Origin of the sequence: Spiroplasma endosymbiont of Monopis laevigella (genome assembly GCF_964019975.1) — a bacterium.
Classification (GTDB): Bacteria; Bacillota_I; Bacilli_A; order Mycoplasmatales; family VBWQ01; genus Spiroplasma_E; species Spiroplasma_E ixodetis_A.
The window spans coordinates 174,718-188,020 of the sequence record NZ_OZ026473.1; the positions used below are offsets into that span (position 1 = coordinate 174,718).

The 13,303-nt window shown below is 23.7% G+C and carries 16 protein-coding genes and 1 tRNA gene; 14 read left to right on the plus strand and 3 right to left on the minus strand.

The features are described from left to right. The 8 genes from proS (at position 1) to AACK94_RS01030 (ending at position 4,698) form a co-directional block, all read left to right on the plus strand. Positions 1-1,452, plus strand: coding sequence for a proline--tRNA ligase (gene proS, locus AACK94_RS00995; protein WP_338975848.1), 1,452 nt, complete (start codon positions 1-3; stop codon positions 1,450-1,452). Positions 1,453-1,527: 75 nt separating this feature from the next. Continuing rightward, positions 1,528-1,884, plus strand: a complete 357-nt coding sequence (locus tag AACK94_RS01000; protein ID WP_338961069.1) for an MG284/MPN403 family protein — start codon at positions 1,528-1,530, stop codon at positions 1,882-1,884. Positions 1,885-1,893: 9 nt separating this feature from the next. Further along, positions 1,894-2,412 carry a hypothetical protein gene (locus tag AACK94_RS01005; protein WP_338975850.1) on the plus strand — a complete coding sequence of 173 codons (519 nt, stop codon included), beginning with the start codon at positions 1,894-1,896 and terminating at the stop codon, positions 2,410-2,412. A 197-nt stretch (positions 2,413-2,609) separates the two neighbouring features. Continuing rightward, the gene (locus AACK94_RS01010) at positions 2,610-3,287 is read left to right on the plus strand and encodes a hypothetical protein (protein WP_338975852.1); all 678 of its coding nucleotides are present in this window, start codon (positions 2,610-2,612) and stop codon (positions 3,285-3,287) included. Next, complete coding sequence (locus AACK94_RS01015) at positions 3,280-3,762, plus strand: hypothetical protein (protein ID WP_338975853.1); 483 nt, start codon at positions 3,280-3,282, stop codon at positions 3,760-3,762. The genes AACK94_RS01010 and AACK94_RS01015 overlap by 8 nt, the downstream gene beginning before the upstream one ends. A gap of 60 nt (positions 3,763-3,822) precedes the next feature. Continuing rightward, positions 3,823-4,077 (plus strand): acyl carrier protein, encoded by a 255-nt coding sequence (locus AACK94_RS01020; RefSeq protein ID WP_281748951.1) that lies wholly within the window; start codon positions 3,823-3,825, stop codon positions 4,075-4,077. A gap of 25 nt (positions 4,078-4,102) precedes the next feature. Then, the gene (locus tag AACK94_RS01025; protein WP_281748950.1) at positions 4,103-4,564 is read left to right on the plus strand and encodes a Fur family transcriptional regulator; all 462 of its coding nucleotides are present in this window, start codon (positions 4,103-4,105) and stop codon (positions 4,562-4,564) included. A gap of 59 nt (positions 4,565-4,623) precedes the next feature. Continuing rightward, a tRNA-Trp gene (locus AACK94_RS01030) sits at positions 4,624-4,698 on the plus strand. Positions 4,699-4,748: 50 nt separating this feature from the next. On the opposite strand, the gene AACK94_RS01035 is transcribed toward AACK94_RS01030, so the two are convergent. Continuing rightward, complete coding sequence (locus AACK94_RS01035) at positions 4,749-5,630, minus strand: DegV family protein (RefSeq protein ID WP_338974073.1); 882 nt, start codon at positions 5,628-5,630, stop codon at positions 4,749-4,751. 635 nt (positions 5,631-6,265) lie between these two features. On the opposite strand from AACK94_RS01035, the gene AACK94_RS01040 reads away from it, so the two are divergent. Both AACK94_RS01040 and AACK94_RS01045 read left to right on the plus strand, forming a co-directional pair. Then, on the plus strand, positions 6,266-6,514 hold the full coding sequence (locus AACK94_RS01040) for a hypothetical protein (RefSeq protein WP_338975855.1): 249 nt from the start codon (positions 6,266-6,268) through the stop codon (positions 6,512-6,514). Positions 6,515-6,596: 82 nt separating this feature from the next. Beyond that, the gene (locus tag AACK94_RS01045) at positions 6,597-7,142 is read left to right on the plus strand and encodes a hypothetical protein (protein WP_338975856.1); all 546 of its coding nucleotides are present in this window, start codon (positions 6,597-6,599) and stop codon (positions 7,140-7,142) included. Here AACK94_RS01045 and AACK94_RS01050 read toward each other — a convergent pair. Then, positions 7,098-8,215 (minus strand): IS3 family transposase gene (locus AACK94_RS01050; RefSeq protein ID WP_338975221.1). Its coding sequence is split into 2 segments (ribosomal slippage): positions 7,098-7,945 and positions 7,945-8,215, totalling 1,119 coding nucleotides; the frame shifts between segments, so codons are not numbered across the junction. The genes AACK94_RS01045 and AACK94_RS01050 overlap by 45 nt on opposite strands. Positions 8,216-8,391: 176 nt before the next feature. On the opposite strand from AACK94_RS01050, the gene AACK94_RS01055 reads away from it, so the two are divergent. From AACK94_RS01055 to AACK94_RS01070, 4 genes are all read left to right on the plus strand, one after another. Next, complete coding sequence (locus AACK94_RS01055; protein WP_338975857.1) at positions 8,392-9,369, plus strand: hypothetical protein; 978 nt, start codon at positions 8,392-8,394, stop codon at positions 9,367-9,369. 171 nt (positions 9,370-9,540) lie between these two features. Next, positions 9,541-9,804, plus strand: coding sequence for a preprotein translocase subunit SecG (secG, locus tag AACK94_RS01060; protein ID WP_174480339.1), 264 nt, complete (start codon positions 9,541-9,543; stop codon positions 9,802-9,804). 106 nt (positions 9,805-9,910) lie between these two features. Beyond that, positions 9,911-12,187, plus strand: coding sequence for a ribonuclease R (gene rnr, locus AACK94_RS01065; RefSeq protein WP_338975858.1), 2,277 nt, complete (start codon positions 9,911-9,913; stop codon positions 12,185-12,187). Beyond that, entirely contained in the window at positions 12,160-12,774 is a 615-nt protein-coding gene (locus AACK94_RS01070) for a hypothetical protein (protein ID WP_338974055.1), read from the plus strand. The genes rnr and AACK94_RS01070 overlap by 28 nt, the downstream gene beginning before the upstream one ends. Here the strand turns inward: AACK94_RS01070 and AACK94_RS01075 are convergent, their stop codons facing one another. After that, on the minus strand, positions 12,775-13,167 hold the full coding sequence (locus AACK94_RS01075) for a hypothetical protein (RefSeq protein WP_338975859.1): 393 nt from the start codon (positions 13,165-13,167) through the stop codon (positions 12,775-12,777). Positions 13,168-13,303: the final 136 nt, after the last annotated feature.

The window sequence follows — 13,303 nt, forward strand, 5'->3', positions numbered from 1 at the left end:
ATGAATAATGCAAAGAATAAAAATATTACAGCAAGAGAGATTGATTTTGCCAAATGATATACTGATGTTATTAAGCAAGCAGAACTTTGTGATTATGGTGCAGAAAATGGTTCGGCAGCCGGTACCATTATTTTTCGTCCTCGCGGATATGCAATTTGAGAAAATATTCAACATTTATTAAATCAAAAATTTAAAATTTTAAATATTGAAAATGCAATGTTACCACTTTTAATTAGTCAAAAAGCATTTCAAGTTGAAAAAGATCATATTGAGGGTTTTGCACCAGAATGTGCAACTGTAACTAAAGTTGGAAATAATCAATTATCAGAGGAACTAATTATTCGTCCTACTTCAGAAGTTTTATTTTGTCGTCATTTTTCAAAAATAATTAGTTCATATAAACAATTACCATTATTATATAATCAATGATGCAATGTTGTTAGATGAGAAAAAAATACAAAACCATTCTTAAGAACTAGTGAATTTTTATGACAAGAAGGACATACAATGCATAATAACGATGAAGAAGCAAAAAACTTTACATTAAAAATGATTAAGTTGTATGCTGATTTTGTTGAACAACAATTAGCAATTAAAGTTATTGTTGGTGCAAAAACAATTCACGAACGTTTTGCTGGGGCAAAAATGACATATACAATTGAAACTATGATGCAAGATGGACAAGCATTACAAGCCGGTACTAGTCATTATTTTGGCCAAGAGTTCACAAAGGTATTTAATATTAAATTTAGCAATAAAGACAATAAACAAGAATTAGGATATCAAACATCATGAGGTGTATCGACAAGATTAATTGGTGCTTTAATTATGGCACATAGCGATGATCTAGGTTTAGTATTGCCATCTACAATTGCACCGCATCAGATTATGCTTTTAAATTTATCACCTAAAAGTGATAAAGTTAAAATAACTGTTGAAAGAATATTTAAAATTTTAAGTTCTCATTTCCGAGTATTAATAAATGAAGATAATAAAAGTTTTTCTTATAAGAAAAGTGAAAGTCAAATTAAAGGTATTCCAATTACTATTGCAATTGGTGAGCAAGAAATTGAAAACCAAGTAATTAAATTAATTTTACGTCATAATTTAGATACTATTGATGTTGAAATTAATAATGAAAAATTATTAGTAACAACTATTATTAATCAATTAAATAAATTAAATAAAGATTTATTTAATAGTTCACAAAAAAAATTAAATACAAGTTTAAAAGAATTAACAGATTTTAATGAATATCATAAATTAGTTAAAATTCATAAAGGTTTCTTTATTGTACCTTTTTGTGATCAAATAAAGTGTGAAGAAGAAATTAAAAGTTTAACTGGTACAACATCACGTTGTATTCCTTTAGAACCGTATAAAAAACCAAGTAATTGTTTTAAGTGTCAAACTCCTAATAGTGTCTGAACTTATTTTGCAAGATCATATTAAAATTAGTAAGTTAAATAGAAATAAAATATAGGAAAAATAATTATTTGTTTTTAAATTATTATTGAGGTGATAATAATGAAAGAACAAATAAGTGCTGATAAGCAACTAATTGCTGCTATTTTTGTTAAATATGAACAAGCAAAATTAACATTAGCAAATAATAATTTTAAAGAAAATTATGTTTTGAAAGAGGATAGTGTTCACTATGCTAATAAGATAGTGATAAATAAGGATTTAAAAAATTATGAAAAACATGTGCAAATTGTTGATACAGTTTTAGCATTATTACCAAAAAATGAATATAGTTATATTATTAGAACGTTCTTAGTTAAATCAAATAAAAATTGATGAAAAAAATATTATCATATCAAAGAATATGAAAAATTAGAAAAAACGGCTATTAAGCGTTTTTTATACTTATATTTAATTTAAGGATATAAAATGAATATTAATAGCATTGATTTATTGAATTCGCGTAGTTTTTTAGAACAAAAGATGAATTTAACAAGTGATGTAAAAAACAGCCCCATTTATGAAAAAGAATTATTTTTAATTCCAAGATTTACAGTGGTTGGCTTTCCGATCCAAACTTTGCAAAAAAGCAGTTATTATTATATTGAACTTCAAATTGTAGAAGCATATAGTTATGATTTTGATATTAACAAAGAACCAAGTGAAGGATTACTTGACGATGTAACGTTTCAATATGATTTGAATTATAGTAGTATTAAGCAAGCAAGTGGACAACTTGTGATATCTAAATCAATTAAGTGAGTATTTCTTACTTCTTCATATTTAGAATTACTTGAAAATAATAAACTTGGTCCATATGCTGATATTTCTTTTTTGCATATGGTTATGAAAACTTATAAGATAATTTTACCAGCAATAGCAATTAAAAAAGATAATGTAAATATTTTAAATTATAGTTTTAATTGTAAAAAACCTAGTAATTTATAAAGGAAATTCGTCATATTAATAATAAACATAATTATGGATTACTTAGTTTTTATTTTAATAGTAATCCACAGTATCAATTACAAATTAAACCAAAAATGTTTATTACAACAAATTTTAATTTAGAAATTAAAAATCCCATTATTTTAACGACAAATTTCTCTGATAAAGGATTTTATCATATTTTTTCTAAAACGATTATGAAGAACATGATAGTTGGTGGAAAATCAAGATTAGATGAGGTTTTTAAGTTTTCTGGTAATAATATTAATACTGCAAATATAGTGCCAATAAAAATAAAACGTTATCTAGTATCGCATTTTCCAAAAGTAAAAGATTGATATAATGATAAAGAAACAATATTACGTAAAATATTAATATTTAATAATAATTTTGATTTACAACAAAATACATCATTAAATATTAATGAAAATCTATCAAAATTTTATCAAAATAATAAAATACCAGCTTTTTTATTACGTAATAAAAAAAATATTGATGAATATTATTTAGAATTTTATAGCACTATTTATAATAGCATTGTAAATAAAATAGTATTGAATGATGAAATAGGAAAAAATCAATTTGACTTACCAAGATTTGAAGATTTTCACTTTAATATAAATATTCCATTTTATTTTCAAACCTTTTTTAAATATGATATTAATTTAAAATTTATTGAAGAAAGTAGTGAATCAATTATTGGTGGTCCATATCATTCTATTTTTATTAAAAAATTAATAAGAAATAATAGTGAAAATTGAGTGGCAGCTACTAATTTTAGTTTAACTTACAATGAAATATTAAAATTTTATAGTAGTGATAACTTTAGTTTTATTGATTATAAGTATTTAATACATAGTCAAATAAATGTATAAAATGTTTATACGTAAGTTACAAATTAGCATTTTAATTATTACTATCACTATTACATTAAGTATTATATTATTTTTTATTATCAAAAATTTTTCAACTAATAAAAATTTAAATGAAATGGTAAAAGAATATGATGTAGAATTAGAGACCGTAGATGATAAAAAAGAAAATTTAAATCCAGAGATAGTTGTAGAAGCTATTGATATTAAAAAATTAAATGAAAGTATTACAATTATTTTAGATAAAAATAGTACTATCTTAGCAAATCAGTCACAGATTATATATAAAATACAATTTAATCAAGATTTATTTCAATACATATTTTTAAAGTTAATTATTAAAACATTTCCACAATGAAAAATTAATAATTTTATTTTTCATTTTAATATTTTAAATAATGCTGTATGAGTTGAATATAATACTAATTTAAAACTAGATTATTTAGAATGATATTTTAAAATAACAAATAAAATTTAATGCTCTATGTTATACTAAGTATAACTATTAATAAAAATGATTTAAATTAGGAGTGAATTTATGAATATTTTAAGTGAAATTCATAAAATTGTTAAAGAGGATTATCCAGAGATTAAAGAAAAAATTACACCGAAAACTAAATTTAAAGATGTAAAAATTGACTCTCTTGGATTAGTAATGATTGTTCTTAAATTAGAAGAAGAGCATCATGTAAAAATTGATGATAATAAATTACTGGATTTACAAACAAAAACAGTTCAAGATTTAATAAATGAAATTGAGAGATTAGAATCAGCAGAAAATAAAAAAAAGTAAGATTATCTTTTATCAGGAGATTAGTATGAATAAAAATTTTGAAAATATTATCCAAAAGTTGAAAGATAAAGACTATCGTTTAACTGATGTTCGTAAAGCAGTTATTAAAGTATTAACGCTTAAGCAACATGTTAGTATTAATGATATTATTAGTTTTTTAACAAAAGAAGGTAATGATAATATTAATATTATGAGTATTTATAATACTATTGATTTATTAATGACAGAACATATTATTCATGCTAATGTTTTTGAAGGAAAACAAATAATTTATGAACTATCAGAAAATACCGTTCATATTATTTGTAATTTTTGTAATAAAATTATTCATGCCTCTTTCGAAGATAAACAACAAATTTCACCATTACAAGAAGAAAAACTTGAAAAATTAGCGATTAAAAATAATTTTTATTTTTCACATTATAAGTTAGAAATTCATGGAATTTGTGATAAATGTGAATTAAAAATAAAAAAAATGAAATTTTAATTGAACTTAAAACTTCTTTCGCGTAAAATTGAACATGTACTATTTAAATTAAATATTTTAGGGGTGTAGTTCAATGGTAGAACATCGGCCTTCAGATCCGAGTGTTGTGGGTTCGAGTCCTGCCACCCCTGCCATTATTAAAAATCACTTTTAAATGTTTCTCATAAAAGTGAATTTTTTATTATTATAATTTTGGTAATTTATCTTTATCTAAATTAAAAGCAACAAAACTGAAGGTTCCAATTCCTGTATGAGCACAAATTACATTTGCTAAATTAATAGTTTTGACGTTTTTAATGCCATAATCTTTAACAAATTTTGTAACTTTTTCTATTTCTTTTGCCTCAGCAAAAGCATGAATAATGTAAAAAAGAGTAATACTTTCTATTTTTTTATTTTTATTAATTTCTTTAAGAGTATTTTTAATAGCTTTATCTCATGTTCTTGTTTTATCAAATTTATCAATGGTTCCGTCAAAAGATAAAATTGGAGTTATTTTTAACATAGTAGCTAAGGCTGCTGCTGATTTTGAAATTCTACCACCACGAACTAAATAATTTAAATCATAAGGTAAAATAAATGCTATATAGTTATCTCTTATTAATTTTAGTGCTTCTATAATATCATTAACATTATTTTTTTCGTTAAGTGACATTTGATATGCTTTTTTAACTAATAGTCAGTTAATAACTGAAACACCATTACTATCAAAAACAAAAACTTTATCTTTAAAATTAGATTCTTTTGATAACATAGTAGCAGTGTTATATTGACCTGATAACCCTTTTGATAAAGGAATAAAAATAATCTTTTCAAATTTAGTTAAAGCATCTTCTCAAATTATACTCATTTGACCAAGTGGTGTTTGCGAAGTTTTGGCAGATTGTTTTTCATGAACTATTCTATTATAGAATTCTTCATCCTTTAGAATGTTAGGGTCATCAGTAATAGTTGTATCATCACTAAAAGTGATTAATAATGGACAAAATCCAATATTCATTTCTTTTAAATCTTTAATTGAAAATCCTGAAGAGGAATCAGCAACAATACCAATTTTTTTTTTCAATTTTCTCACCCTAACTATAATATTTTTTACTTATTTATTAAATTATAACATATATTTTTTACTTAAAAATGGACTTTCATCGTTGAAAGATATATAAAATAGTTAATATGTTGTTTTTGGAATAATTTATTCTTGTTTCTTAGATTTTTTACCAGAACATTAATTTTAAAAAAACTGAATGTATTCTAAAAACAATTGGTTATATAATTAACACTAGTTTTGACATGAAAGGATTTTATTAATAAATTAAATATTTTTTCAAAATTAAAAATTATTAATGACGGAAAAAAATAATTAAATATCTAACAAAATATATTAAACCAAAACTATCATCATATTACTTTTTAAAAATCAAGAAAAATTTATTAAAAAAGTTAAAAAATAAAACTCATTAAGTAATAAAAATAAAAAAATCCAAATAAATTAATGACTACTTAAAAACTCAAATCAATATTGAAATGTTGATGAAAATATTAATGATATAAATCAATATGTTGTGTTTTTTCTAATTATCAAAGAATATATTTTAAATTTCTAAAACCCCGATATTTTTATATCAAATCTGTTTTATTTCATAAATCATATAAAATGATTACACTATGAAAAATTTAAAGATTTAAAGAGAGGGTTATATTATGAAAAAGAAAATTATTAAAACAATCATTGCATCAACTGCATTAACTAGTGGTATTCCTGCTGAAAGTGGTACTTTAACTAAAATAGAAACTGAAATAGAAAATGAATTAGAAGAAAAAGATGAAAGAGTAAATTCTACAAAAAAAAAGTTAAAAGGCAAACTCCACCAAGTTTACAAAAAACAATGACAACAATTAATATTGGTCAAATTGAATCGAATGATAAACAACATATTATTCAAAGATTAAGAGAAATTAATCATCCAATTTTATCTAGAGAAGATTTTTAGAAAATATTGAATTTGAAAACATTACAAATATTAATGCAACAGTGCATGCTGGTATTAACATTTACGATCAAAATCCCGCAAGAAATATTCCAAAAAATTTAAATTTTACTATTAACTTTACACCTCAAAGATTAACATTATCAAGGATTCTTATTAGAACTGAGTTAGGAGAATTGTTAGATAATGCACCATTAACAATAATAGAGAGACTAAATTTTTTAAATCCCGATTTGCATTTACGTTATCCTAGTTTTACAAATAGACATCCTATAGGCATAAATAATTTTCAAATTTTATCAGAAAATGTTTATGATTTTCAACAGAATAATCCTCATATTGTTTTTGATAGTGATTTAAATGTAACTTTTACTATTAATGAACAAAGCGTAAGATTATCAACTTTACTTAGAAATACTAATTTAGGACAAATTAGACGTAATGATCCGAGTACTATTATGGAGAGATTATGAGAATTAAATCCTGATTTAGTTTTTCATTTCGATTTTGCGGCTGGTATAGTGGAATGGCAACCCTTTTTAGGACTATTTTTTGGTAGACATTTGTTTTTGATAACTAACTGGAGTTAGGTAGTTTAGAGTACTGTGAATTCTTATGTTGTTATATCAATTGATGTAATCAAATAATTCTAATTTTAATTGGATTAATGATGTAAAATTTTTATCATTAATAAATTCAATTTTGAAAGTTTTAAAAGTTGCTTCAGCAACAGCATTGTCATAAGGACATCCTTTTTTGCTTAAAGATCGAGTTATGTTGAAAGCTAATAAAAGTTTATCAATAGTTTTATTATTGAATTCATTACCGCGATCAGTATGAAATATTTCAATATCTTTTAAACAGTGATTTGATTGCATAAATGCTTGATATACTAATGATGCATCTTTTTTAACTCCAACACTATGTCCAATAATTTCGCGGTTAAATAGGTCGATTAATAGGCAAATATAGTTTCATTTACCATTAACTTGAACATAAGTTAAATCACTAACAATAACTTCATTTTTAATTCTATTATTAAAGTTTCTATTAACAAGATTGGTTATTTGACTATCATTGACTTTATTATGATAATTTTTGAATGATAATTTAGTGTATTTTGATATTAAATTATGCTTATTCATAATTTCTTTAATTTTTCTGCGTGATAAATAAATTTCTTGGTTTGCTAGTATGACTTTTAATCTTCTAGTACCATAAACTTCTTTATTTTCTTTAAAAGCACTAATAACAGCTTGTTCATAAATATTATTTTGAATTTTATTTTTTTTCTTTAAATTAAAATAATATGTTGATTTAGAGAGTTTTAAAAAATGACACATTGTGCGAATTTTATATTTAGATTTATTATTTGCAATAATCTCTACTTTCTGCCTATTATTAGTGCTGCTTGCTTTAAAATATCAATTTCCATTCGTAACTGTTTTAATTCTTTATTTGCTTGAATTAATTGTTTTTCTAAATCTGAAAGATTATCTTTAGTTTTAAAACTACCTGAATTAGTAAATTGCTTAATTCAATTGTAAGTAGCTGCTCTTGTAACATTGTATTCTTTAACAAGGCAAGATACTGATTTGCCACTTTGATATAAAGCTACTATTTGTTTTTTAAATTCATCTGAATATGAGTTAATAGTGACCATAATTATAATTCCTTTCTTTTAACTAATTTGTTCACTTGTCTATGTAATTAGTGTCCAATAAAGTGTAACCCATCCATACTTTTACTACCCTTGAAGATATATCAAATTATAGACCAAGTAATTCGCACACCACTACAACAACAACCCCTTCACCTTCAGCAGGTGGAAGCGCTGTTTTGCCATCAACATCTGAACAATCTTTTAACATTGGAACTAGTTCTAGAAATAGAAATCAACACAGTAATCAAAGTACATACTCTAGAACAAATCAGAAACCAAAGTGTGATATTTTAAAAACACAAATTATTGATCAAAAATTATTAGATATTTATCACACCACATCTACAGAAAGTAAAAATAATGCAAGAAAAAAACTAACAGAAATTTATGGACAACATTTTACTGATGCTAGTTGAGCACAATTTGAAAAAATTGTTGAATTGCATAAATACGGAATCGTTTTTATAACACCTAATAAAAATGAATATTTATTAAAAGGTCTAGCCACTACCACAACTATGAGTATTCCACCTGCATATAAAGTTGTTAAATGAATAAGTTCTCCACAAGCTACAACAGTAGTTGAAACAGAAGAAGCGGTGCCTTTATTAGAAGTTGGTGAGGAAGGAGCCATTGCTATTGGCGAAGAGGTTGTTGAAGGTGGTGCATCTGTTATGATTGAAGGAGGACCTATTGGATGAGTTGTGGGTGGAGTAATTATAGTTGGTGGAATAGCATATTTAGCGTATAATTGATCCCATGCTCATAATGCTGATATCAATTCCCATAATCAATATAATAAAATAGAAAAATATTACGTACCTTTAGACAATAAAACTCCACAATATACAGAATCAAGCAAAATTAAATTAGGTATTAGTAATGATATGTGAATAAGATTAGCAGAAATTTATCAAGATAATAAAGATGACTATCAACTTTTTGAAAAAAAAATTTTAAGTGAAATTACTAAATTTCCGCAATTTATAGGAACCTTAGCAAATAGTTTAAGTGATAGTAATTTAAAAAATTTAGTTAAAGTTATGTATAATAATTTTTCAGAAATAAACATTTTTTATATGATGACAAATCAACATGGATGAAAGATTGTAACAAATGCTGTTGGAAATTACTTAGAAATTGAACCAGAATAAAGTTAATAAATTTTTCCTGTAAAAGAATTATAAAACATAACATATTAGGATTATTTCATAATTAAAATTTTAATTTTGGAATAAGTCATAATAATAATTATGAAATTTTTTTTATTTTTAGTAAAATTAAGTGTAAAATTAATAATATTATAAAGAAGTGGAAGTGACAAAATGAGTCAAAACATTATTTTTGCTTTTGAAATTATTGCCTTAATTATCGCTATATTATTAGTAATTTTAGGTTTATTACAAGGTAAAAAAAATCATAATGGACTTGGTGCTTTAAGTGGGGGTAATCAAGAATTATTTGCTAGTACTAAAGAACGTGGTTGAAGTAAGTTATTTTCTATTGCCACTTTAGTATTAGGTATATCGTTATTTACTATGGCAATAATAGTAAGAATTCTTATTAATACTATTGGAGTTATAAATTAATGATAATTATTTTATAAAAAGGCACACTAAAATGTGCCTTTTTATAAATTTTAAAAGATAGATTATAATTAATTATATAATTAGGATAAAGTTGGGATTGATTGAAATGAAGCAAGAGATTATTAATGAGTTACAAAATAGTATTACACCTTTATCAACGGTTGATTTAACAGTGAAACTTAATATTACTAATCATCATCAACAGCAAGAACTTATTGCTGATTTAGAAGAATTGAAAAATAGTGAAATTATTTTGGAAAATAAAGAACAACAATTTTATATGCTAAAAAATAATAATTTATTTATTGGCAAAATTCAAATTACTAAAAAAGGATTTGGATTTGTTAAATTATTAAATAGTGAAGAAGAATATTACGTTAATATAAAAAACATAAATAATGCGTTAAATAATGATGAAGTATTATGTAAGTTAGTAAAAATTAATAATCAGAATTATGAGGCTGTAGTATTAAAAATTATTAAACGTGATACTAATCTTCTTGTTGGTACTGTTATTGTTAATGCAGATACGAAAGTAAAAACATTATTAATTCAAAATGCAAAGTTACAACAGTATGAAGTTAATATTTTAAACCCCGATAAAGCGTTAGAAAATAATATTGTTGTTGCAAAAATTAAAAATTTTGAACAAAATATTTTTAATGTTACTATTACTAAAATCTTGGGTAATATTAATGATCCTGGTGTTGATATTTTAGCTGTTATTTATGAAATTGGTATTAAAGCACAATTTGATGTTGAAACATTAACAGCAACAGATAAGGTGCTATTAACAGTTTTAGAATCAGATAAAATTGGTCGTATTGATTTGACTAAAGAGTTATTAGTTACAATTGATGGTAAAGATGCTAAAGATTTTGATGATGCTATTTATGTTACTAAACTAGTTAATGGTAATTATCGTTTAATTGTAGCTATTGCTGATGTTAGTCATTATGTAACAGAAAATAGTCCTTTAGATGAAGAGGCATTTACTCGTGGTACATCTGTTTACTTAGCAGATCGTGTTATTCCTATGTTACCAACGCAGTTATCAAATGGTATTTGTTCTTTAAATGAACAAGTAGAACGTTTATGTATGGTTTGTGATATGGAAATTGATAAGAATGGTTTAACAGTAAAACATAAAATTTATCAGGCATTTATGAAATCAGCAAGAAGAATGAATTATGAGGAAGTAAATGATGGATATAATGGTAAAAATCCAAATTTTATTAAAACACATCCACAAATTTGAGAAATGTTACTAAAAGCAAAAGAATTGCACCAAATTTTATGAAAGTTTAAACAAGATGCTGGAGTAATTGATTTTGAAATTAATGAAGCAAAAACAATTATTAACGATAATGGAGAAGTAACTGATATTATTTTAAGAACTCGTGATATCGCTGAAAAATTAATTGAAAGTTTTATGATTAGAGCTAATGAAGTAGTTGCTAAAACTGTATTTGATATGAAATTACCTTTTATTTATCGTGTTCATGAACATCCTCGTTCTAAAAAAATGCATCAAATGGTTACAATTCTGAAATTAATGGGTATTAAATTAAATCCAAAAATCACAAATATTAGTTCAAAAGATTTACAATTATTATTAAATTCTTTAAAACAATTACCAACATTTCAAGTTTTATCAACTTTATTATTAAGAAGTATGGAAAAAGCACAGTATACTAATAAATGTATTGGCCATTTTGGACTTGCTAGTGATTATTATACACATTTTACTTCGCCAATTAGACGTTATCCCGATTTAATAGTTCATCGTTTATTGCGTCAATATATAGTTAAAAGAGAAATAAATGCTAAAATAATTGAGAAATATCAAAGTTTTACTAATTGAGCTGCTGAGCAATCTAGTAATATGGAATTAAAAGCATTAGAGTGTGAACGAGCTGTAGATCAAATGAAAAAAGCAGAATACATGATGCAATTTATTGGTCATAAATTTGAAGGTATAATTTCTAGTGTAACTGGTTTTGGATTATTTGTTGAGTTAGATAATACAATTGAGGGTTTAATTAGAATTGCAGACATGACTGATGATTATTATATTTTTAATGAAAAAGCAATGATTTTGTTTGGTGAAAGAAAACGAAAACAGTATGCTCTTGGTCAAAAGGTCAGTGTTCTTGTAAAAAGTGCAAATAAAGTTGCTAGAACTATTGATTTTATTTTAGAAGAAAATGGTCAGCAAAATAAAAACCGTGATAAAAATAATAATAATCAATCATCAAAAATGTATAAAGCAAATAATTTTAAATATAGAAAAAAGATAAAACTAAATGGTAAAGTTAAAAAAAATAAAAGTGAAAAGAAAAATGGAGTAAAAAAATGAAAATACAAGGGCAAAAAAGATTAATTCAACAAAGCAATCTTAACATTGAATGCTATTATTATAATTATTTTAAATCACCAGGTTTAAAACAATATCCGGATTTATTATGAGTTAATGAAGATTATAACTTAATTAAGCAAGTAAATATTGAACAAAATATTGTAATAAGATTAGCAACTAATTTATTTGAAGTTGGTCAAAAATTTAATTTGTTTGAAAATTTAGATTATTTTATTATGATGCCAAAAAAACCTACTTCAGTTAGTAGTTTAGAATTAGTAATAATTGAATTAGTTAAAATTATTAAAAAAAAATTAAATTATAAAATATTATTTATTAATAATATTTTCCAAGTTGATAACTACCGTAAATTTTGAGAAAATAAATTAAAAGTTAGCGAAAGACAAATGGAAATTACTAATAAGATTCATTTATTACCTAAATATATTAATTTTTTTAATAAAAAAAACATTATTATTATTGATGATATAGTTGCCTCAGGGATTTCTATTGCCCAAACTATTTTAGAAATTATCAATAATAACAATGATTTTAAAATTAAAGCTTTGTGTTATGGTTCAGTTTATAATTGAGAAGAAATTTATAAATAGTTAAAAGAGTTTCCTAATTTTTCTCTTTTTTTCTTCTAATGAGTCTGATTCAGATATATTATAAGAATCTTCAATATTATTTATAAATGCATAATTAATTTCAGTATTAATTTGATTTTTAGCAATAAGTTTTAAGATAAAATCAGCAGTATCTGCTTCTAAAGCAAATGTGTAAATTTCAAATTCATCTTCATTAATAATTTCCGTTTTAGTAGAAATTTTTAAAATATGATTTTGTTCATCAATAATAATTTTACAAACCTCAAGTTTTTTACCAGTTAAAATTTTATAAATAATTACTTTATCATTATTATTTTTATCAAAACCCAAATCGCCTTGATAAAATTGACTATTTTTTACTGTTGTTGCTTTAGTATTTAACTCTCCTCCCATGTCCTTAGACTCCTTTCAGTTGTTTATTAATATATAAAATTAACAAAAACCCGTAAAACAAATATAAAATCTATTTCTTGGGTCGCTATACAACAAATATTAATTTTATGTTTAATTTTACATTAATCATTGCTAG